Origin of the sequence: Sphingobium yanoikuyae, from assembly GCF_034424525.1 — a bacterium.
Taxonomy (GTDB): domain Bacteria; phylum Pseudomonadota; class Alphaproteobacteria; order Sphingomonadales; family Sphingomonadaceae; genus Sphingobium; species Sphingobium yanoikuyae.
The window spans coordinates 1980599-2001084 of the sequence record NZ_CP139979.1; the positions used below are offsets into that span (position 1 = coordinate 1980599).

The window sequence follows — 20486 nt, forward strand, 5'->3', positions numbered from 1 at the left end:
CATCAAACGAGATTGTTTATGATATCTGCGATCTCGAATCTGGATGACAAAATGAACACGCTCGATCTCGATGCGGTGAAAATCTTCCTGATGATCGTCGAATTGCGCAGCTTCACCAAGGCAGCGGCGGCAATGGATCTGGCGCAGTCGGCGGTCAGCACAAAGCTCCGGAAACTGGAAACGGAACTCGGCCACCAACTGGTCGAGCGTACCCCGCGTTCCGTGCAGCTATCGGCAGCCGGTGCAATGTTTCTCCAGCCTGCCCGCGACCTGATCACTGCCCATGATCTGGCCCTGAGCTCCTTCGGCAGCCGACAAAGAAGGCTCTCCATTGGCTTCAGCAATCATATCTTCGGTCCGCAGATCCCGGCGATGCTTTCCCGCCTGCATTCTCAGGATCCCGGCCTCGTTCTGGAAATGAAAGTCGGTACGACCCGTGAAATCATGGAAGCAATGGATTGTGGTTCGATCGGTGCGGCCTTCGTGCTCCCGCTCGATGAAACGAGACGCGGGGGAGAGGTCGTCGGACAACAGGCGTTCGGCTGGATGGCAGCACCGGGATGGACATGGGACCGTTCGACGTCCTTACCCATCGCCGTTCAGCCTAGCCCCTGCGCCGTCCGGGCGATGACAATCCGTGCGCTTGAGGATGCATCTATTCCATGGATGGAAGCCTTCGTCGGCGGCGGGGTTGCGACGATTGCGGCTGCCGCCGCCGCGGGGCTGGCTGTTGCCGCCCTTGGGCGGCAGGTCGCACCAGCGGACGTGATCGACATGGGGGCGGCGCTGCACCTGCCACCATTGCCTGCTCAGGATATCCTTCTGTATTCCAGCTTGTCTGACGGAGCTTCGAGAAAGTCGCTGCGTCTGATCGGCGCTATGTTCGGCTCGGTCCTGTGACGCGGCACAGAGGAAAAGTCGCCTGACGTCATAAAGATCAGCGATTTCACACCGTTTCCCCTCAGCTTTGGATCAGGAAGGGGAGGGGAAATCGCTGGTCGACTGCGTATCCGACGCAAACAAGGTCGAGCAGTGTCAAGGCTGCGCCATGCGAATTGTCCTGCCCCGATCGGGAGCAACGAGGCCTCCGCGCTCCATGAAGGTTGCAAAGCGCCCCGTGTCGCGCTCGCTCGTCGGCTCGCGGTCATCATGCATGCCATGCTGCGCGATGGCACTTTGTTCCAGGCGTGAGGTAGGATAGAACCAGTTTGCCAGCGGTGCAGCGTCAAAGCTGATCCGAGGGCGGTGTCCGCAGAGGGAACGCAGGGACGAACGATCTGCGAAGGCAGTCAGTTGTTTCAAAGCCCGCACCGAGTCAATGCAACGTTCGCCTCTGTGAGACCCGATACAGCACGACCAAGCTCCAGTTCGGCCAGATCCATGAGAACCTTAAACGATCGGCACCGCCTAGGTTTCGTGGACAAAGGGTATCCATTGCAGGGCTGAGACGAGATTGACGAAGCCGAGGTAGGACTCTTTGGTTTTGTCGTATCGAGTTGCGATACGCCGCCAGTTCTTGAGTTTGTTGAAGAGGCGTTCGACAAGATTGCGCCAACGGTATTTTTCGCGATCGTGTGGGATTGGATCGCGCCGATTGCTTTTGGCGGGAATGACAGCCTCAACGTCAGCATTGGCCAATTCCTCGCGGATGGCATCTGCATCGTAGCCCTTGTCCGCCAACAATGCCTCGATCTTATGAGCAATCAAACGGAACAGCGGGCCAAAGCCTTGGATATCGTGGCTCTGGCCCGGCGTCAGGACAAAGCCGAGCGGTCGGCCTTTGGCATCGCAGCGGGCGTGGAGCTTTGTGCTGAATCCGCCTCGCGATCGGCCAAGCGCCTCGGTTTCCTGAGTCCCTTTTTTATGCCGACGGCACAATGATGTGCTCGGACCACGGTGCTGTCGATCATGTCCGCAGTGGCATCACGAGCCACCATTTCGCCCAGTGTCTCGAGCATCGCCTCGAACACCCCGGTCGTAACCCAGCGCCGGTAGCGGCGGAAAACGCTGTTCCACTTGCCATATTCATCCGGCAAGTGGCGCCATTGCGAACCTGTGCGGGCGATCCACATCATGCCTTCGAAATACAGCCGGTTGTCCTGTGCTGGACGACAGCCACGACCACGCTCAGATGGCAGTAATGTGCCGATGATCCCCCACTCGTCCTCCGTCAGCCCAATACGCTCGCCCAACGCCACCTCCAAAAGGCAGCCTTGAATCAACGCCCGATCCTGCTGTCAACCTTTGTCCACGAAACCTAGCAACTGCAATTACAGATCCTGACCCTGAAGCGCGGGGGCGTCGCGGCGCTCGTTTGCATGCATGCCACGAAAGACTATGGGCAGGGCATTGGTCATCGGCTAGGTCGGGGCTGATCCGTTGCTCCTGAAAGATGGCGCAGTCCCTCTGAAGGTCATCACCGAAGCAGCCCCAGGAGGCTGTTCGCCCACTTGACGTATTGCCATGCAACCAAGTGTACCCGGGCTATCGCTTGGGAAGGTCAGCAAGTAATGCTGGTCTCGATCAGACTGACGCCATGACGTTCGCATGTGGAACGGAGCTTCGGATCGTCGATCCGATCAGTGACGAAGAAATCGATCACATCCATTCCACACACACGCACTGGAGCCGAGCGCCCCACCTTGCTGGAATCAGCTACAAGGATCACCTTGCGCGCGTTACGGATGATCGTCTGCGAGACTTCCACTTCATCGATCGCGAAATCGAGCAGACTTCCGTCAATGTCGATCGCCGAGATGCCGATGAGCGCATAGTCGACGCGAAAATTTTCGATGAAGCGCATTGCGAGCGCCCCCACCACGGCACGATCGCCGGTGCGCACCTTGCCGCCTACGCAGACAAGTTCCATCGCCTGATGATCTGAAAGGGTGTCAACGACGTTGAGATTGTTCGAGACCACCATGAGGTTGCGATGATGCACAAAATTTGCAGCCACAGCCTCGGTTGTGGTGCCGATATTCACGAACAGGGAAGCGCCATTGGGGATCAGCGCGGCAGCTGCTGCCCCAATACGAGCCTTCGCATTCGATGCGACAGTCCGACGTGCGTCATAGGCCAGGTTGTCAACGCCGGAGGTCACCAGCGCTCCGCCATGAATGCGGGAAAGCAGCGACTGTCCGGCTAGCACGTTCAGGTCCTTGCGGATCGTTTGCGGTGTTACGCCAAGCCGCTCGGCCAGATCCTCAACGGCAACGCTGCCAGCGCTGCGGGCTATCTCCAGGATATGCTCTCGACGTGCTGCGACGACATCGCCTTCAGCCGCGGTTCCTCGCTCCATTGCTCCTGCTTCCTGTTTCCTTGTGATCTTGCTGATCACTAAAGCGAAGCGACGCACCGGGAAAGTGTGCTGAGATAGGCATCGATTTCAGTCTCGGTCCCAGGCGGCACATGCAAGCCCAGCTTCGAGCGTCGGTAAAGAATATCCTCTGCTGTACGCGCCCATTCGGCCGCGAACAGATATTCTATCTCGGCGGCGTGGAGCCCGGCCCCGAAGTCCTCGCCCAGGTCAGCCGGAACGCTTGCGGCGCCAAGAATCTGGATCGCTTCTGTGCCATATGCCCGAGCGAGGCGGCGAAGCAACTTTGAGGGCATGTCCGGCCACCGCGATGACAGGTCAGCCACAAACCGATCAAAGTCCTGCCCCGGCAGATTTCCACCGGGCAGCGGTTCACCTGCTGTCCAGGCCTTCCCGGCAGTTGGGAACACTTCAGCTATATGCTCCATCGCATGCTCAGCCAATTTGCGATAAGTGGTGATCTTTCCGCCGAAGATACTGAGTAGTGGCGCCCGTGTTTTCTCGGGTTTCTCGAAATCGAGCACATAGTCACGCGTTACCGCAGAGGCGTCGGCAGCATGATCGTCATAAAGCGGGCGGATGCCGGCATAGCTCCACACGATATCGGACGGTGTAATCTCCTTTTCGAAATAGCGATTCACCGTCGCGCACAGATAGTCGACTTCGCCCTGGCTGATTTCAGCCTTGCCGGGTTCGTCCGTCCAGGGCTCATCGGTGGTGCCAATCAGTGTGAATTCGCCTTCATAAGGAATCGCGAAGACGATGCGACGGTCCGGATTCTGCAGCATGAACGCATGGTCGCCATCGTAGAGGCGCGGCAATATCATATGACTGCCCTTGACAAGCCGCACGCCGCGATTGTTGTTGCTGCGCCCGATGCGGCCAAGAACCTTATCGACCCATGGACCGGCGGCATTGACCAGCATCCTTGCGCGCACCTGACGGACTGTACCGGCTTTCGTTTCGAGCGTTGCAATCCACTCGTCATTTTCGTTTTGTGCTTGCGTTAGCTGTGTGCGTGTTTCGATCCGGGCGCCGCGGGCAGCCGCATCCATTGCGTTAAGTACGACGAGCCGGCTGTCTTCCACCCACCCGTCTGAATAGACGAAAGCCTTGCCCCGTTTCTTGCCCTTCTGGGGCTTGAGCCCGATCCCGCGCGGGCTGCGGTCGAGGTTTATCGTTTCGGTTCCGGGCAAGTTCTTCCGGCCACCCAGATTATCGTAAAGGAACAGGCCAAGTCGGACCATCCAGGCGGGGCGAGGGGAAAGTGATTGCGGGAGGACGAACCGCAGCGGCCACATGATGTGCGGCGCCATAGCCAGTAACCGCTCGCGTTCGATCAAAGCCTCTCGGACTAGGCGGAATTCGTAGTATTCCAGATAACGCAGCCCGCCGTGGATTAGTTTTGTCGATGATGAGGAGGTATAACTGGCCAGATCGTCCTGCTCTACCAGCAGGACCGAAAGTCCGCGGCCGGCGGCGTCGCGTGCTATCCCGGCGCCATTCACGCCTCCCCCCACGATCAACAAATCATAGGTTTCGACGTGCATACCGGTAGCAGGAGAGGGGGGCGGGCATGCGGTCATTCGATCTTCTCTCGATAGGAAGGCGGCGGAAGTGTCCTGGTTCGATCCGAAGGGCATCTTTCCCAGGCTTCTTTCGATAGAAAATAATATGCCAAAACCGAAAATGCAAACGAAAGAGTTGACGTTAATATGAAAGCGTGTGCAGATGGGGCAGTTTCAGATGAAAATTGTTCCAACGTGGGGAGACTTGAAGGTGGAATATCGCCGCGCCCTGATCGGCGAACTCATCTCCGAGGCCTTGGCGGTCGCGATCATAATCCTGATCGGTGATGGTGCGGCAGCCATGATCACCCTTTATGACCCGAGTCCCTATGCTCAGGCCTATTGGGGCGTTTGCATCGCCTGGGGGCTGGGCGTGACAATCGCGATCTATGTCACGGGTGCCGTTTCCGGAACACACGCCAATCCGGCGGTCACGCTGGCGCTCGCTTTTTTCCGTGGTTTCCCCAAACGCAAGATTTTGCCTTATTGGATAGCGCAGGTGATAGGTGGGTTCATCGGTGCCAGCCTGGTGCTGCAACTTTATCATCCGGTGATTGACGCTTATAATGCAGCCCATGGCTTGACGCGTGCGACAGGTGGCGCCGCAGGGGTATTCTTCACTCATCCCGGCGAACATATCACCCCGATCCACGCATTCTGGGATGAAGTGATCCTGACCGGCCTCCTGTTGCTGGGAATCTTCGCCATCACGGACGAGTTCAACGATGTTGCGCCACGGGCGAATTCGAGCGCTCTCATGATCGGTCTGCTGGTCGCGACCATTGGCGCGTCCGCAGGATATCTGGAAGCCTGGGCACTCAATCCCGCTCGCGATTTTGGGCCACGGCTTCTGGCTTGGCTCGCCGGATACGATCAGGCCGCTTTTCCAAGTCCCGAGAATTACTGGTGGGTCCCGATTGCCGCGCCGTTACTTGGTGGAACGCTCGGCGCTGGTCTCTATCAAATTGCCGTCAAGCCATATTTACCTTCGCGAAGCAAGTCAGGTGCGCCGGGCGATACGGACATGCCTGTCAAGTAAACCTTTGAAGAAAAGCCCGGAGAGCCGCCTAATGCCTCAGCCTGTGCACATTCTGGCCATCGATCAAGGCACGACATCGACGCGCGCCATCGTGTTCGACAGGCACGCGCGTCCCGTTGCAAGCGCGCAATGTGAGTTCGAACAACATTATCCCGACCTGGGGTGGGTGGAGCATGACCCGGAGGACATTTGGCGCGACACCCTCCGTCTTGCCAAAGAAGCTATCGAGAAGAGCGGGGTGGGTACCGGCGGCATTGCCGGCATCGGCATCACCAACCAGCGCGAGACAGTGGTCGTTTGGGAGCGCGGTACTGGGAAGGTGATCCATCGCGCCATCGTGTGGCAGGATCGCCGTACCGCCAGGCTATGCGCCGAACTCAAGGGAGAGGAAGGATTTGAGGCGGAAGTGCGCTCGCGTACCGGCCTTCTCGTCGATCCCTATTTTTCGGGCACCAAGCTCGCCTGGATTCTTGATAATGTCGGCGGCGCCAGAGAGCGCGCTGAAAGGGGTGAGCTTGCGTTTGGCACCATCGATAGTTTCCTGATCTGGCGCCTGACGGGTGGGAAGGTTCATGCCACGGACGTGACCAATGCTGGTCGGACGATGCTCTACAACATCCGCGAGCAACGTTGGGATGAGGAAATGTGTCGTCTGCTGCGTGTGCCGATGCAGGTGCTTCCCGAGGTGCATGATAATGCGCATCATTTCGGCACGACTGACGCTGCGCTTCTGGGCGCAGCAATCCCCATTGCCGGTGTTGCCGGGGATCAGCAGGCCGCGCTGTTCGGTCAGGCTTGCTTTGGCGTGGGAATGGCGAAGTCGACCTATGGCACCGGTTGCTTCATGCTCCTCAACACGGGTACCGAGGCATTGGAATCAAATAACCGCCTCCTCACGACACCAGCCTATCGCCTGAACGGGCAGATGACCTATGCTCTTGAGGGTTCGATTTTCGTTGCTGGCGCGGCGGTGAAATGGTTGCGGGACGGGATCGGCGTCATCACGCATGCTCGTGAAACGAACGATATGGCTACGCGGGTTCCCTCCAGTCATGGTGTCTATATGGTTCCGGCTTTTGTGGGACTTGGCGCGCCTCACTGGGATCCTGATGCGCGTGGTGCGATTTTTGGCCTGACGCTTGACGCGACCCAGGCCCATCTCGCTCGCGCCGCGCTTGAGGCGGTCGCCTACCAGACTATGGATCTTGCAGAAGCGATGGTCTCAGATGGCGGCGCAGCCCCTGCCAAACTGCGCGTCGATGGCGGTATGGCCGCAAATGACTGGCTTTGCCAATTCCTTGCCGACATGCTCGAAACGAAGGTTGAGCGGCCCGTTCATCTTGAGACGACAGCGCTTGGCGCTGCCTTTCATGCGGGCCTTGCGACAGGGCTCTGGGCGGATCTCAACGCTCTGGCCGAAACCTGGACGCAGGGACAGATTTTTGAACCGAAAATGGCGAATTTTGAACGCAAAACGCTCGTCGCCGGATGGCAAGATGCAGTTCGCCGTACGTTGCGTTAGCAACACGATCGGAACCAGCAATGCTTCAAGGGTGGCATACTAATCTGATATCGGACGCGTCGTCGCACTTCGTCGCCATGATTGCGCAGCACCTCCATCAACACGCTGGTCTCGGCCTGCAAACAATGCTGGTTTTGAGCGAGCCCCCTTGAACCCGAAGCAGCGGCAAGGTCAGTGATATGATCTGCCCCCCGCTGAGTGGCCCAGAGACTATGATAGTCTGGACCACGAAAGGGACGATGAATGCCGAGCAAGAAGCACAGGCCGGAAGAGATTATCGGCAAGCTGCGTGAAGCTGAGATTGTGCTGGCGCAGGGAGCCTCGACAGCAGAGGCGTGCCGCCGGATCGCAGTCAGCGAGCAGACATACTATCGCTGGCGCAAGGAATATGGCGGCCTGAAGACCGACCAAGCGCGGCGGATGAAGGATCTGGAGAAAGAGAACCAGCGGCTACGCCGGGCGATTTCGGATCTGACGTTGGACAAGCTGATCTTGCAGGAAGCTGCCAAGGGAAACTTCTAAGCCCCGCGCGGCGGCGGCGCTGCATCGATCAGTTGCGACAAGATTTGCCGATCCGAGTGTCCGAGCGACGGATATGCCGGGTGCTAGGGCAGCATCGATCGACACAGCGCAAGGTGCCGCGTGGGGCGGATGACGAACAGGCGCTCACGGAGGACATCGTCGCGTTGGCGAAGCAATATGGTCGCTATGGCTACCGCCGGGTGACGGCGTTGCTGTGCCATGCGGGGTGGACGGTGAACCACAAACGGGTCGAGCGGATATGGCGACGCGAAGGACTGAAGGTCCCGCTGCGCCAGCCCAAACGGGGACGCCTGTGGCTCAACGACGGATCATGTATCCGCCTACGGCCTGAGTATCCCGGGCATGTGTGGGCCTACGACTTCGTCGAAGGGCGCACGCACGATGGCCGCAAGTTCCGGATCCTGACCATCATCGATGAGGCCAGCAGGGAGTGCCTGGCACTCATCGTTGCCCGGCAGCTCAAACACGAGGATGTGCTGGCGGCGCTGGCCGACCTGTTCATTTCTCGCGGTCCTCCGGTACATATACGGTCCGACAACGGAAGCGAATTTATCGCGACCGCCGTCCAGAAATGGCTGGGGCAGATCGGCGTGACGACGCTCTACATCACGCCGGGATCACCATGGGAGAATGGCTATAACGAAAGCTTCAATGGATCGCTTCGCGACGAACTGCTCAACGGCGAGATCTTCTACAGCCTCGCTGAGGCCAAGGTGCTGATCGAGGCATGGCGGCGGCATTACAACACCGTTCGCCCTCACAGCAGCTTGGGCTACCGACCGCCGGCACCGGAAACGGCGACACCGCCATATCCGGCCTCCGGTTCCGCTTCGCTCCACCTCCGTCCGAATATGGCGGCGATGGGCTTAATCCACTAACAAACCAATCGGTCCACTCGGTGGGGGCAGATCAGGCTGTGCGGATCGTTTTGTCCGCACATAATATCTCGATCTCGCAAGCATCGATTTCCGATATGCCCTCGGCGCGCGCGAGCCATAGATCATTCCAAAGTCGGCGGGTTTCTTTCCTATGATGTTCACGCGGATAGGCACCGTCGATCCAGTCGTCGACAGTTGGGAATGCCCCTTCCGGATAACCGAAGGTTTTCGTGAATGCCCGGTTGAGAAATCTGATCTCTCCCTCGGGCAAGGTAGCCCAGGAAAGGGGGATCGGTAGAGCATCGAGAATGATATGCAAGTCACGAAACGACAATGCACCTGCCTTCGCCGCACGTTCGAGAAACTCCTTCATGGCTCACCTATTCTGTTCGGCGCATGCGCGCTCTCATAGCTCTAAAGCAGGAATAGCACAGTTGACCTTTAGATTTTATTCCACTGTGCCTGGCACCTAATTGATGACTGGAAAATTGATACGAGGCCGCATTTTTCCCAGTCACATCATGAGGTTGATCCTGCAGCGTCACTCAGCGACCTGCATTTTGTCGTGATCGGTCAGCTGAGTTCGTCGATCTGCGTGGCCCTCAAAAGGCGGAAAAGCAGACCTCGACGCTGGCCGAGCGGCCCGGCGCAACCTTACCAGCCGCCCCCCAGCGCACGATAGAGCTGAACGGTTGCCGTTCCTTGTGCGATGCGGGTCTGTTCCATCTTGTCCTCGTCCGAGAGCGCATCCAATCGGGCCTGCAACACATCGCCCAACTGCGTGCGTCCGGCATCGTACAATATCGCCAGCTGGTCGGCGCGTCGGCGGGCCATGTCGGATGTACGGATAAGCCCGGCCAGGCGTTCGTCCAGCCCCGCCCGAAAACCATAAGCGGATTCAACTTCCTCGAGCGCCGACAGCATGGCCTGGTCATAATTGGCGAGAGCAGCCTCAAGTTCGGCATCGCCCGCCTTGACACTGGCCTGCAACCTTCCGGCATTGAAAAGCGGCATCGATGCGGAAAGGCCGACCAGACCTCCGGTTCCGCCATAGCCCGGCAGGCCGCCCAGTTCGATATGCCCGTTCTGCCCCAGAAAATGGATGGCGAAGCGCGGAAGCAGATCGGCCTTCAGGCTCTTGAGGCGCGCCGCACGCGCGTTCACCAGCCATGATCGCGCCGCGACATCAGGCCGGCGATCAAGAATGTCGGAAGGAAGTTGCCCGGTGGGCGCATCTGGCGTCTCAAAAGTGGCGGAGGCGACCATATCCGGCGCCTGTTCGGGGACGTCGCCCGCCAGCACGGCCAGTCGCCGCTTGCGCGCATCGACGAGGGATGTGAGGGCCGGGCGGGAGGCGCGCAGCGCCTCCAGTCCATTGCGGGCGCGGGTGACATCGGCCGCTGTCGCGGCGCCCGTCCGCTGCCGGGCGGCCGCATAATCGACAAGGCGACTGGCCGTAGCCTCGCTGCGATCGAGGACATCGAGGCGCCGCCTCAGCCCCTGCAGCTGCTGATAATTTTCGACGACATCGGCGGCGACCATGAGCCTGACGCCATCGGCCGTTCGTGCGGTGCTTTCGGAAAGCGCGCGCGCCATTTCGGCGTCGGCATGGCGTCCACCGAACAGGTCAGCCTCCCAGGTGGCTCCAAGACCCACCAGATATCCACTGCCGCTGTTTCCGGACAGCGACGGCAGCATGGCCTGCCACTTGTCATCGATCCCGGCATCGCTCTGACTGGCCCACGCTGTGCCATTTGCGGCAACGGTAGGATAAAGCGCCGATTCCGCGACAGTGACTAGCGCACGCGCGGCGGCGACATGGGCCTTTGCAGCGCGGATATCGGCGTTTGCTTCGAGCGATTTCTCGACCAGCGCATCAAGAGCGGGATCGCCCCACGCCGTCCACCAGCGGTCTGTCCCGGTTATTGCCGCGTCGTTCGCCGCCGCCGCATCCAGGCGATTGGGCGGAGTGATGCGTGGCGCGTGCGCGGGCGTGTTCGGGACGCTGGCGCAAGCGGTGAGCAGCAGCGCGAGCGATGGAGGAAGCAATTGGCTATGCATTCTGATTTTCCTGGGTGATGTCATCTATGACCTTTAGCCCTGCCTTGAGAGCATCGAACGGAAGCGGCTGACGGCCATCGCCACGAAGAACACGCCCGAGCCGCAGATGATCGCGAGTTCCGGCAGGATCGTTCGCACGCCCGCGCCGCGATAGAGGATCGCCTGGGAGAGGCTGACGAACTGGGTGGTCGGCAGACATAGCGCAATCGTCCGGATCGCCGAGGGCATGCTCTCGAGCGGCGTTGCCGCTCCCGAGAGCAGATAAGCGATGGCGTAGACGGGCACTGCGAAGAGCCCGAACTGCGGCATGGATGGCGCGAGCGTTGCCATCCACATGCCGAGCGAGGTGACCGAGAAGAGGTAGAGAAACATCGCGGCAGTGAAGAGCAGGAGAGATCCGGTCAGCGGCACGCCCAGAACGCCATGAACGACGAACCAGAGGGACGCGATCGAGGCCAGCAGGATGACGAGGCCGTTGGCAAGGATCTTGGCGAAGGCGATCTCGCTGGCGCGCACGGGCATCACCAGCAGATGCTCGATCGTGCCATGCTCACGCTCACGGATCACCGCCGCGCCGACGAGGATGATCGAGAGCACCGTCACGTTGGTGACGATCTGCATGACCGAGGTATACCAGGCCGACTGGGCGTTGGGATTGAAATGCATCCGGCTTTCGACCTGGACCGGCAGCGCCTCCAGGAGGCCCCGGGCATGGAGGAAGTCGAGCGTTTCCTGCGCGAATATCTGCTGGAAATAGGCAGCGCCCAGACCCGCCTGCGTCATGGCGGTCGCGTCGACGAGAATCTGGACGGAAGGCGACCGGCCCGCGAGCGTATCGGCTTCGAAGCGGGGCGGGATTTCGATGACGAAGATATATTTTCCGCTGTTCATCGCAGGGTCGATCGCGGATCGCTCGATGTCCTCGGGTGGTTTGAAATAGGGCTGCTGGATGGCATCGCGCAGCCGGCGCGACAGTTCGGAATGATCCTCGTCCATGATCGCGACCGAAGCGTTCATGACCTCTGCGCGTACCCCGTTCGCAACAAGCTGGATCGCCACGGTGAAAGCGAAGAGGATAAGCGCCATCAGCGTCACATCCTTCATGACACTGCGCAGTTCCTTGCCGCTCAGAAGCGCAACGTTGAGAATCCAGCGCGTCATTTCTCCTGCTTTCCCAGCATCAGGCGTGCGCCGCCCACGAAGAGGAATGCGAGCGCCATCAGGGCCAGATAGGCCTGGCCGAAACTGGCCATGCCCAGACCCTTGGTGAATGTGCCGAGACTGACGATCTGGAACCAGGAGGAGGGGAAGGTCAGCCCGATGATATGGCTCGGGCCTGTCAGGGTGGAAACGGGGTAAAGGAGCCCGGAGAAGTTCACCGACGGAATAAGACAGATGAGGGATGTCGCGAAGATGGCGGCGACCTGCGAGCGCACAAAGGCCGAGATCATCAGCCCCAGCCCGGTGACAGACAGAATGAAGAGGAACCCGCCGATCAGAAGGGCCGGCAAGGACCCCTTGAGCGGTACTCCCAAAATGAAGACAGTCACCAGGATCAGCGTCACGAAACTGATCATCGCAAGAAGGGCATAGGGCATCTGCTTGCCGACCAGGAATGCGCCCAGGCTCGCCGGCGAAGCGTAGAGATTGGTGATCGAGCCGATTTCCTTTTCGCGCACGACCCCAAGGGCCGTCAGCATCGCGGGAATGAGGATCATGCAGAGCATCAGGACGCCCGGCGCCATGGCGTAGATGCTGCGAAACTCCTGATTGTAGATGAAGCGCGGTTCGATTGTGGACGAGAGATCAGGCACAGCGAAGGGCTGCGCGGACCGCAACTGGTCCATTGCGTAGCGAAGGAGAACAGCCTCGGCATAAGCGCGGGCATTCGACGCGGGGAAAGGACTCGCGCCGTCGATCCGCACGTCGACCGCGGGCCGCCGCCCTGCGGTCAGATCGCGTCCGAAGCCGGGGGGTATGTCCAGCACCATCTTGGTCGATGCCTCGCGCAGCGCCTGATCGGCGGCCGCGTCGCTCGCAAGTTCGGGCTCAACCCGGAAATAGCGTGACCCTTCAAAATAAAGTTGCAGGTCACGGCTGGCGGCACTGCGGTCATGATCGAGAACGGCAAGGCGGATATTCTGGACGTCGAAGGAAATGCTGTAGGCTGCAATGCACAGCAGGATGATCGGGCCGATCAGCGCGAAGGCGAGCCGGATGCGATCGCGCATGAGTTCGGTCGCTTCGCGCCGGGCAAAGGCCCAGGCGAAGCCCGGCCAGCTGCCGGCAGCGGTTGGTAATCGCGGCCGGCCGGGAGCCGTCGATCGCGCACCGGCGGCAGGAGTGGACGAAGCGACCGAAGCATCGACCGGCAGATGGGCGGAAGCAGTCGGCGCTTCGTCATTATCCTTCTCGAGGACAGCGATAAAAGCATCCTCGAGCCGCTGCGCATCATATCGCTGTGTGAGTTCCGTCGGCGCGCCGACCGTCAGAACCCGCCCGCGATGCATCAGCGATATGCGGTCGCACCGTTCCGCCTCGTTCATGAAGTGGGTGGAGACGAAGATCGTTACCCCTTCATCGCGCGAGAGGCGGATCAGATGGCGCCAGAACATGTCGCGCGCCGCCGGATCGACGCCGGACGTGGGCTCGTCCAGGATCAGGATCTCGGGTCGATGGAGGCAGGCGGCGGCGAGTTGCAGGCGTTGCCGTATGCCGAGCGGCAGAGCGGCGGGAACGGCATCGGCATGGGCTTCGAGCTCGAACTGGGCAAGCGCGGCCGAAACCAGTTCGCCTGCCTGCTGGCGTGGCACGCGATAGAGCCGCGCATGAAGGACCAGGTTCTGGCGAACCGAAAGCTCTTCATAGAGCGAGAAGGCCTGCGACATATAGCCCACGCGCATGCGCGTCTCCATGTCTCCGGGGGCGATCGGCCGCCCGAAAAGGCTGGCCGTTCCGTCCGTCGCATCGAGCAGGCCGGTCAGCATCTTCATGGTCGTGGTCTTGCCGCAGCCGTTCGAGCCCAGAAAACCGAATATCTCGCCGCGTCCGATGCGAAAGCTCACATGATCGACCGCTACGAAATCACCAAAGCGCCGCGTCAGATCATGCGCCTCGATTGCCGGCGCTTCGCCCTTGTCCTGCCAGGCCGGCACGACCAGCGCGTCGCCCGATGGCCGCTTGTCTTGCGGAAGCAGGCGAACATAGGCGGCTTCGAGCGTATCCGCGCCCGCGTCACGCATGATCTCGCGCGTATCCCCTTGCGCGATCACCTTGCCATCGTCCATCGCCACGAGGTGGCCAAAGCGCTCTGCCTCTTCCATGTAAGCCGTGGAGACCAGCACGGTCATGTCCGGCCGCTCCGCGCACATCGCATCCACCAGTTCCCAGAACTGCCGTCGTGAAAGAGGGTCTACCCCCGTGGTGGGTTCGTCGAGGATGAGCAGATCCGGATCGTGCACCAGCGAGCAACACAGGCCCAGCTTCTGCTTCATGCCGCCCGAAAGTTTGCCGGCGGGCCGGTCCGGAAAGGGTGCAAGCCCCGTCGCGTCCAGCAAGCGCCGCATATGCGCTTCCCGCTCGACTGCAGACAGTCCGAAGAGGCGACCAAAGAAGTCGATATTCTCGCGGACGGAAAGCGTCGGGTAGAGATTGCGACCAAGCCCCTGGGGCATATAGGCGACGCGGGAAAGGAACTCCTCCCGCTTGCGACGCTCGGTGAGATCGAAGCCGAGAACCGAAAGACGTCCCGTTTGCAGCTTTTTCACGCCGGATATGAGGCCGAGCAGCGTCGACTTGCCTACGCCATCGGGCCCGACCAGCGCGGTGGTCTTCCCCTTGGGCAGGGAGAGCGAAACCTCGTTCAGGGCGATGATACCGCCATATCGATGCGAAAGGCTTTCGATCCGTATCGCCTCTTCGGGGAGGATCTGAGCGGGCGGGATCATTTGTCGATCTTGGTGAGGTCGGGCCAGGGCTGGCGCGTATCGGTGCGCACGAACCCGTCCGCCGTCATGCCGGCTTTCAGCCTTCCGTCCAGGCCACGGGCGAGATCAGGCGCGATCTGCAGCTTCACCCGGTAGGACAGGTTCTCGCGTTCGCTGGCCGTCTCGACGAATTTTGGCGTGAACTGCGCATCGGGCGCCACGAAGCTGACGCGCGCGGGAATGGCGTCGCCAAAACCCTGCGGAAGAATGCGTGCCTCGTCGCCGATCCTGATCTTGCCGGCGACCGAAGCGGGCAGGAAGATGGTGAGCCAGGCATCCTCGGCATTGACCAGCGACACGATCTTGCCGCCCGGTGGCAACATGGTTCCAGGCTCGACGATCCGATATTCGACGCGCCCGGGCGTCGGTGCGATGATCCGCAGGTCGGCAAGGCCGGCTCTGGTTTGCGCGATCAGGGCGTCGGCCTGGGCAATGGCCGAGCGTGCCTCGCCGACACCGCCGCCCGCCGCCTGGGCGCCACCTTGCGCAGCACCCAAGGCCAGGCGACGCTGCTCCAGCTCGACGTTCGAGACCATGTCACGCTCCCGCAGCTTGCCGGTCTCGACCCAGTCGATGCGGGCGAGCTGAGCCTGACTGTCCCGCGCGGCGAGCTCCCCTTGCGCGCGCATGAGGGCGGATACTGCCTGTTCGCGCTTGGCAAGCGCTCCGGCGAGTTGGGTTTTGAGGTCTACATCATCCTGCCGGGCGATGACCTGCCCCGCCCCGACGAGATCACCTTCATGGACGTCAAGCGACATCAGGCGGCCAGGATATTTGGCGGCAATATCGGTGCGCGTCATCTCGAGACGGCCGTTGCCGCGCACGATGGTATCGGGGAGCTTGTCGGTGCGTCCAAACATCCACCACAGCCCGAAAGCCAGGGCGATGAGGACGACGGCCAGAATGGGAATGACGATAGGGCCCCGCAGCTTCACGCTATACCTCCTTGAGCGTTCATCGCACGAGCGCCACGCCGATCCGCAGGCGCGTCACGTGCTTGTTATAGTCGAGCAGATTTTCGCCATAGCCGGTGAAGCCCTGGCCGAAGAGATAGAAGTCCGGGCCTCCGCCCAGGATACGCCGGAACGGGTAGGAGAGCTCGGCGGTCAGAGCTCCCTTGCCGCTACCCAGGTTGAGACGGGTAGAAGCCGAGACGCGCAGCCCATCATCCTCGCTGGCCTCAATGAAAAGCCCGCTATTGCCGCGATATCGGCGAATGTCAGGATTGTCCGAAAGGTTTCCGAGATAGAGCCACAGCCGCGGCGCGATCGTCAGCCTTCGGTCCTCGCCGAGCGAGAAGCCGGCCATCGGGGCCAGATAGAGCATGTTGAGGCTGCGCGAGGCTGCGCCATCGCGTCCATTGGACTCATGGCGAAGGCCGATCTGGCCGCTGATCGTTGCCTTATCTGACACGGGCAGGGCAGGCGAGAGATAGAAGAGCTCGGGTTGATAATCGATATTGCGGAAGGGCGAGGATTTCGCCGCCACGTCCCAGAACATGCGCTGGGTATAGGCGAAATAGAGGCCGTCGATCAGCGAGGGAGAGCGGTCCATCCGCGCTCGATTTCCGAACAGCTGATATTTGAAACTGATCTGGATGCGTGCGTCGGTGTTGGTGCCGGGGCCATAGACCGCATAGATCGGTTCGTAGACCGAGAGATTGGGGATGAAAGCATTGCCCCGGGTTCGGTCTGTCGGCGATGGTGTGACGGAGTCTGGCGATATCTGCGGAGAGGTCGGAGGCGTGAGCGAGGGCGCGGCAGTCAGGGCGACCGGGGCAGAGCGGTCGGCCTCAGGATCGACGCCGATCGTCAGGAGGATTTGCTGCGTTGACCAGGAGGGAATGGACAAGGCCGCGCCGTCCATGACGTCCTGAAAGTCGATCCGGTAGCGCGCCGCCGCAAAGCCATTGGCCCGGATCGTCAGAACCGCAGCCTGTTTTTCGCCTCGTTGCAGCCAGACCTTTCGATACGTGCCGTTGCTGACCAGATCGGCCGCAACCTCGTCGGGAAGGCGAACCTCCTGCGCGGCCGCCCCGGCATTGAGAACGCGCACATCGACAAGGATATGTCCGCTCTGATCGCGGTTGCCTGCGCGCTGGACGACATACTCCAGAGCAGCTTGCGCGTGCGCCTGCGACGCCAGTACGGCGCTGGCTGCGAGGGCAAGAGGGGCAGCCCGAACGATCACGCGAAAAGATGCTGCCCGTTATCGACCGGAATGATCGTGCCGGTGATCCGCTTCGCGGCATCGCTGACGAGGAAGGCGGCCAGCGCGCCGACGTCGCTTACGTCAACCAATTTTCCTGCGGGAACCTGCGCGGCAGCCCGATCGAGCAACTCGTCGAACCGGTCGATTCCGCTTGCGGCGCGGGTGGCAATCGGCCCTGGTGAAATAGCGTGTGCCCGAATGGCTTTGGCGCCCAGTTCCGCGGCGACATAGCGCGTTGCGCTTTCCAGGGCCGCCTTGACGGGACCCATCAGGTTATAGTGTTCGACCACCCGCTCCGAACCATAGAAGGTCACGCAAAGCAGGCATCCGCCCGTTGCCATCAGCGGTTCGGCGAGCTTCGCCATGCGAAGGAAACTGTGGCAGGACACGTCCATCGCCGTCGAGAAGCCTTGCGCACTGCTGTCGACCACCCGACCGTGGAGATCCTCCTTCGGCGCGAAGGCGATCGAGTGCAGCAGGAAATCGAGGCCACCCCAGCGTTCTTGCACCTGGCCGAAAAGCGCCTCGAGTTCGCCGGGGATGCGTACATCGCACGGCGCAGTCCATTCGACGCCGAGCTGGTCGACGACAGGCTGGACCCAGTCCTTTGCCTTTTCGTTGAGATAGGTGGCGGCAAGCCGGGCGCCGCACCGGGCAAATGCCTCCGCGCATCCTGCCGCGATGCTATGTTCGTTTGCGATCCCGATGACGAGGCCGCGCTTGCCGGTCAGATCTACAAGCGGTGTCATTGGGCGGTCTCCTGCAGCAGGCTGAGCGTGTGAATTGCGATCATGCGTTCCTCGTCGGTGGGGATGACGAGGGCCTTGATCCGGCTCTCGGGGGCGCTGATCAGCGTCTCACCTGCAGCATTGGCGCGATCATCGATCTCAAGGCCCAGCCATTGGAGCCGGCGACCAATAAGACTGCGCATGCCCGCGTCATTTTCGCCGATGCCAGCAGTAAAGATGATCCCGTCCACACCCTCCAGCGAAGCGGCAAGGGCGCCGGTGTCACGGGCTACCCGCCAGGCGAAGAGATCAATCGCTTCTTTCGCTTCGGGTGCGTCGCTCGCGGCAAGCGTGCGCATGTCGCTGGAAATGCCCGACACGCCCAGAAGGCCCGATTGCCTGTAAAGCATATCCTCTATCGTCTTGGCGCCCATGCCCATCTGCGTCATGAGATGCAGCACGACACCGGGGTCGAGACTGCCCGAGCGGGAGCCCATCATCAAACCGTCGAGCGCGGTGAACCCCATGGTCGTGTCGACGCTTTGCCCCGCCGCCATGGCGCAAAGGCTCGCGCCATTGCCCAGATGTGCGGCGATGACCTTGCCCGAGGCCAGCGCCGGGTCGATCGCGGCGAGGCGCCGGGCGATATATTCATAGGAAAGGCCGTGAAAACCGTAGCGACGGATGCCCTGGTCGTGAAGCGCACGGGGGATTGCGAAACGAGAGGCGAGGGCTGGCTTGTCATGATGGAAAGCGGTGTCGAAGCAGGCGACCTGAGGCAGGTCGGGATCAAGCTTGGTGATCGCCCGGACGGCAGCCAGGTTATGGGGCTGATGCAGGGGCGCCAGCGGACAAAGTGCTTCCAGCTTGTCGATCAATTCAGAATCGATGCGCCGCGGGACGGAAAATTCTGTGCCGCCATGGACGATGCGGTGTCCGATGGCGGCGATCTCATAGCCTTCAAGTGGATGCTGCATCGCCCAGGAAAAAAGATCGGCCAGCAAGTCGGCGTGGGTAAGGCCTGCGCCATCCGGCCAGGTGCGATCGAGCAGGATCGTACCGTCCGTCCTTCGGGCCTTCAGCGCTGGCACTATCCCGATTTTCTCGATCTTTCCGCCGGCCGCGAGTTGGAGGCTGCCTCCCGGCTCCATGGCGAAGAGAGAGAATTTGATGCTCGACGAGCCGGAATTGAGGCTGACGACCGCCTTCATGCACTCTTGCCCCCGGGCAATCCAGGGGCTGCCGGCGTCACGGCGCGCGCCATCAGCACCGCCACTGCGCAGGACGCGAGACGCGTGCGCAGGCTGTCGGCACGGCTCGTCAGGATGATCGGCACGCGCGCGCCAAGCACGATACCGGCCGCGTCGGCGCCGCCCAGGAATGTGAGCTGCTTGGCCAGCATGTTCCCGGCTTCGAGGTTGGGCACGACCAGAATTTCCGCATGGCCCGCAACTTCGGAAACGATACCCTTTTCCCTGGCCGCGGCCTCGCTGACCGCATTGTCGAAGGCGAGGGGTCCATCGAGAATGCCGCCGCTGATCTGCCCGCGATCCGCCATCTTGCAGAGCGCCGCCGCATCCAGCGTCGAAGGCATTGCCGGGTTGACGGTTTCGACCGCAGCGAGGATCGCGACTTTGGGCGCCTCCATGCCGATCACATGCGCGAGATCGATGGCGTTGCGGATGATGTCGGCCTTTTCCTCGAGGGAGGGGGCGATGTTGATAGCGGCATCGGTAATGATGAGCGGTGTCGGCCGGCCAGGCACGTCCATGACATAGGCATGGCTGATCCGTCGTTCGGTGCGAAGGCCTGTAGCGGAAGAGACTACCGCGCCCATCAGTTCATCCGTGTGCAGTGATCCCTTCATGACGAGCTGCGCTTCGCCCGTGCGCACCAGTTCCACCGCCTTGGCCGCTGCGGCATGACTGTGCGCCACCGGCACGATCCGGAAACCGTCGATCGCGCGCGAGGCCGCAGTGGCTGCGGCCTTGATCTTCGCATCGGGCCCGATGAGGATCGGGGCGATCAATCCGGCTTGCGCCGCATCGAGCGCCGCAGTGATGGCGGCTTCGCTGCAAGGATGCACGATCGCCGTCGGGACCGGATCGCTACCACCGGCAAGCTCCATCAGCCGGCGATATTTGTCATGATCGTTGAGGCGAACGTCCGGCAGCTCCGCGCGCGGGCGCAGCACCTTTTCGCCGGGCGCGATCACCTGGGCCTGGCCAGTGATGACATCCTCGCCATGCTGGTTGGCGCAGCGGCAGTCGAGGATCAGGATTTTCTTCTCCGCACGCTTCTCGACGACGGTGACCGAGGCGGTGATCGTGTCGCCCGGTGCGACGGGGCGGCGGAAGCGCAACGACTGGTCCAGATAGATGGTGCCAGGACCGGGTAGTTGCGTTCCGAGGACGGCGGAGATGAGGCCGCCGCCCCACATGCCGTGGGCAATGACGTGGCGGAACATGTCGGTCGCGGCATATTGCGCGTCGAGGTGAGCCGGATTGACGTCGCCAGACACCAGGGCGAAAAGCTGAATGTCTTCCGGCTCGAGCGTTCGTGTGACCGATGCGGTGTCGCCAACTTCGATTTCATCGAAGGTGCGGTTTTCGATCATCGCTGGACCGGCCATCG

15 protein-coding genes and 1 pseudogene are annotated in these 20486 nt (G+C 61.2%); 4 read left to right on the forward strand and 12 right to left on the reverse strand.

The annotated features are described in order from the left end of the window. The first annotated feature begins 51 nt into the window (after positions 1 to 51). Positions 52 to 900 (forward strand): LysR family transcriptional regulator, encoded by an 849-nt coding sequence (locus tag U0025_RS09170; protein WP_025290613.1) that lies wholly within the window; start codon positions 52 to 54, stop codon positions 898 to 900. 507 nt (positions 901 to 1407) lie between these two features. Here the strand turns inward: U0025_RS09170 and U0025_RS26110 are convergent. The 3 genes and pseudogenes from U0025_RS26110 to U0025_RS09190 form a co-directional block, all read right to left on the reverse strand. Continuing rightward, positions 1408 to 2198, reverse strand: a pseudogene (locus U0025_RS26110) (IS5 family transposase). Between the two features lie 302 nt (positions 2199 to 2500). After that, positions 2501 to 3355: a DeoR/GlpR family DNA-binding transcription regulator gene (locus tag U0025_RS09185; RefSeq protein ID WP_279731739.1), complete on the reverse strand. Its 855-nt coding sequence runs from the start codon at positions 3353 to 3355 to the stop codon at positions 2501 to 2503. After that, complete coding sequence (locus U0025_RS09190) at positions 3337 to 4866, reverse strand: glycerol-3-phosphate dehydrogenase (RefSeq protein WP_037490106.1); 1530 nt, start codon at positions 4864 to 4866, stop codon at positions 3337 to 3339. Before U0025_RS09190 ends, U0025_RS09185 begins: the two co-directional genes overlap by 19 nt. A 181-nt stretch (positions 4867 to 5047) precedes the next feature. Here U0025_RS09190 and U0025_RS09195 point away from each other — a divergent pair, with 181 nt between their 5' ends. From U0025_RS09195 to U0025_RS09205, 3 genes are all read left to right on the forward strand, one after another. Further along, positions 5048 to 5923: an MIP/aquaporin family protein gene (locus U0025_RS09195; protein ID WP_228221667.1), complete on the forward strand. Its 876-nt coding sequence runs from the start codon at positions 5048 to 5050 to the stop codon at positions 5921 to 5923. A gap of 31 nt (positions 5924 to 5954) precedes the next feature. Continuing rightward, positions 5955 to 7445 (forward strand): glycerol kinase GlpK, encoded by a 1491-nt coding sequence (gene glpK, locus U0025_RS09200; protein WP_004207049.1) that lies wholly within the window; start codon positions 5955 to 5957, stop codon positions 7443 to 7445. 243 nt (positions 7446 to 7688) lie between these two features. Further along, positions 7689 to 8866, forward strand: a protein-coding gene (locus tag U0025_RS09205; RefSeq protein WP_086012816.1) for an IS3 family transposase whose coding sequence is annotated in 2 segments (ribosomal slippage) — positions 7689 to 7953 and positions 7953 to 8866 — 1179 coding nt in all. Because the reading frame shifts where the segments join, the coding sequence is not laid out codon by codon here. A gap of 31 nt (positions 8867 to 8897) precedes the next feature. Here U0025_RS09205 and U0025_RS09210 read toward each other — a convergent pair. The 9 genes from U0025_RS09210 to U0025_RS09250 form a co-directional block, all read right to left on the reverse strand. Continuing rightward, positions 8898 to 9239 (reverse strand): PAS domain-containing protein, encoded by a 342-nt coding sequence (locus U0025_RS09210; RefSeq protein WP_004207052.1) that lies wholly within the window; start codon positions 9237 to 9239, stop codon positions 8898 to 8900. 281 nt (positions 9240 to 9520) lie between these two features. Beyond that, positions 9521 to 10927 (reverse strand): efflux transporter outer membrane subunit, encoded by a 1407-nt coding sequence (locus U0025_RS09215; protein WP_004207053.1) that lies wholly within the window; start codon positions 10925 to 10927, stop codon positions 9521 to 9523. A gap of 33 nt (positions 10928 to 10960) precedes the next feature. Beyond that, positions 10961 to 12088: an ABC transporter permease gene (locus U0025_RS09220; RefSeq protein ID WP_004207054.1), complete on the reverse strand. Its 1128-nt coding sequence runs from the start codon at positions 12086 to 12088 to the stop codon at positions 10961 to 10963. After that, positions 12085 to 14874: a ribosome-associated ATPase/putative transporter RbbA gene (rbbA, locus tag U0025_RS09225; RefSeq protein WP_004207055.1), complete on the reverse strand. Its 2790-nt coding sequence runs from the start codon at positions 14872 to 14874 to the stop codon at positions 12085 to 12087. The genes U0025_RS09220 and rbbA overlap by 4 nt, the downstream gene beginning before the upstream one ends. Continuing rightward, positions 14871 to 15848 (reverse strand): HlyD family secretion protein, encoded by a 978-nt coding sequence (locus U0025_RS09230; protein ID WP_004207057.1) that lies wholly within the window; start codon positions 15846 to 15848, stop codon positions 14871 to 14873. Before U0025_RS09230 ends, rbbA begins: the two co-directional genes overlap by 4 nt. Positions 15849 to 15867: 19 nt before the next feature. Then, on the reverse strand, positions 15868 to 17103 hold the full coding sequence (locus U0025_RS09235; RefSeq protein WP_004207058.1) for a phospholipase A: 1236 nt from the start codon (positions 17101 to 17103) through the stop codon (positions 15868 to 15870). Beyond that, positions 17100 to 17873, reverse strand: coding sequence for an enoyl-ACP reductase FabI (gene fabI, locus U0025_RS09240; protein WP_004207059.1), 774 nt, complete (start codon positions 17871 to 17873; stop codon positions 17100 to 17102). Before fabI ends, U0025_RS09235 begins: the two co-directional genes overlap by 4 nt. Next, positions 17870 to 19063: an acetate/propionate family kinase gene (locus tag U0025_RS09245; RefSeq protein WP_004207060.1), complete on the reverse strand. Its 1194-nt coding sequence runs from the start codon at positions 19061 to 19063 to the stop codon at positions 17870 to 17872. The genes fabI and U0025_RS09245 overlap by 4 nt, the downstream gene beginning before the upstream one ends. Further along, entirely contained in the window at positions 19060 to 20484 is a 1425-nt protein-coding gene (locus tag U0025_RS09250) for a bifunctional enoyl-CoA hydratase/phosphate acetyltransferase (protein ID WP_004207061.1), read from the reverse strand. The genes U0025_RS09245 and U0025_RS09250 overlap by 4 nt, the downstream gene beginning before the upstream one ends. Positions 20485 to 20486 lie beyond the last annotated feature (2 nt).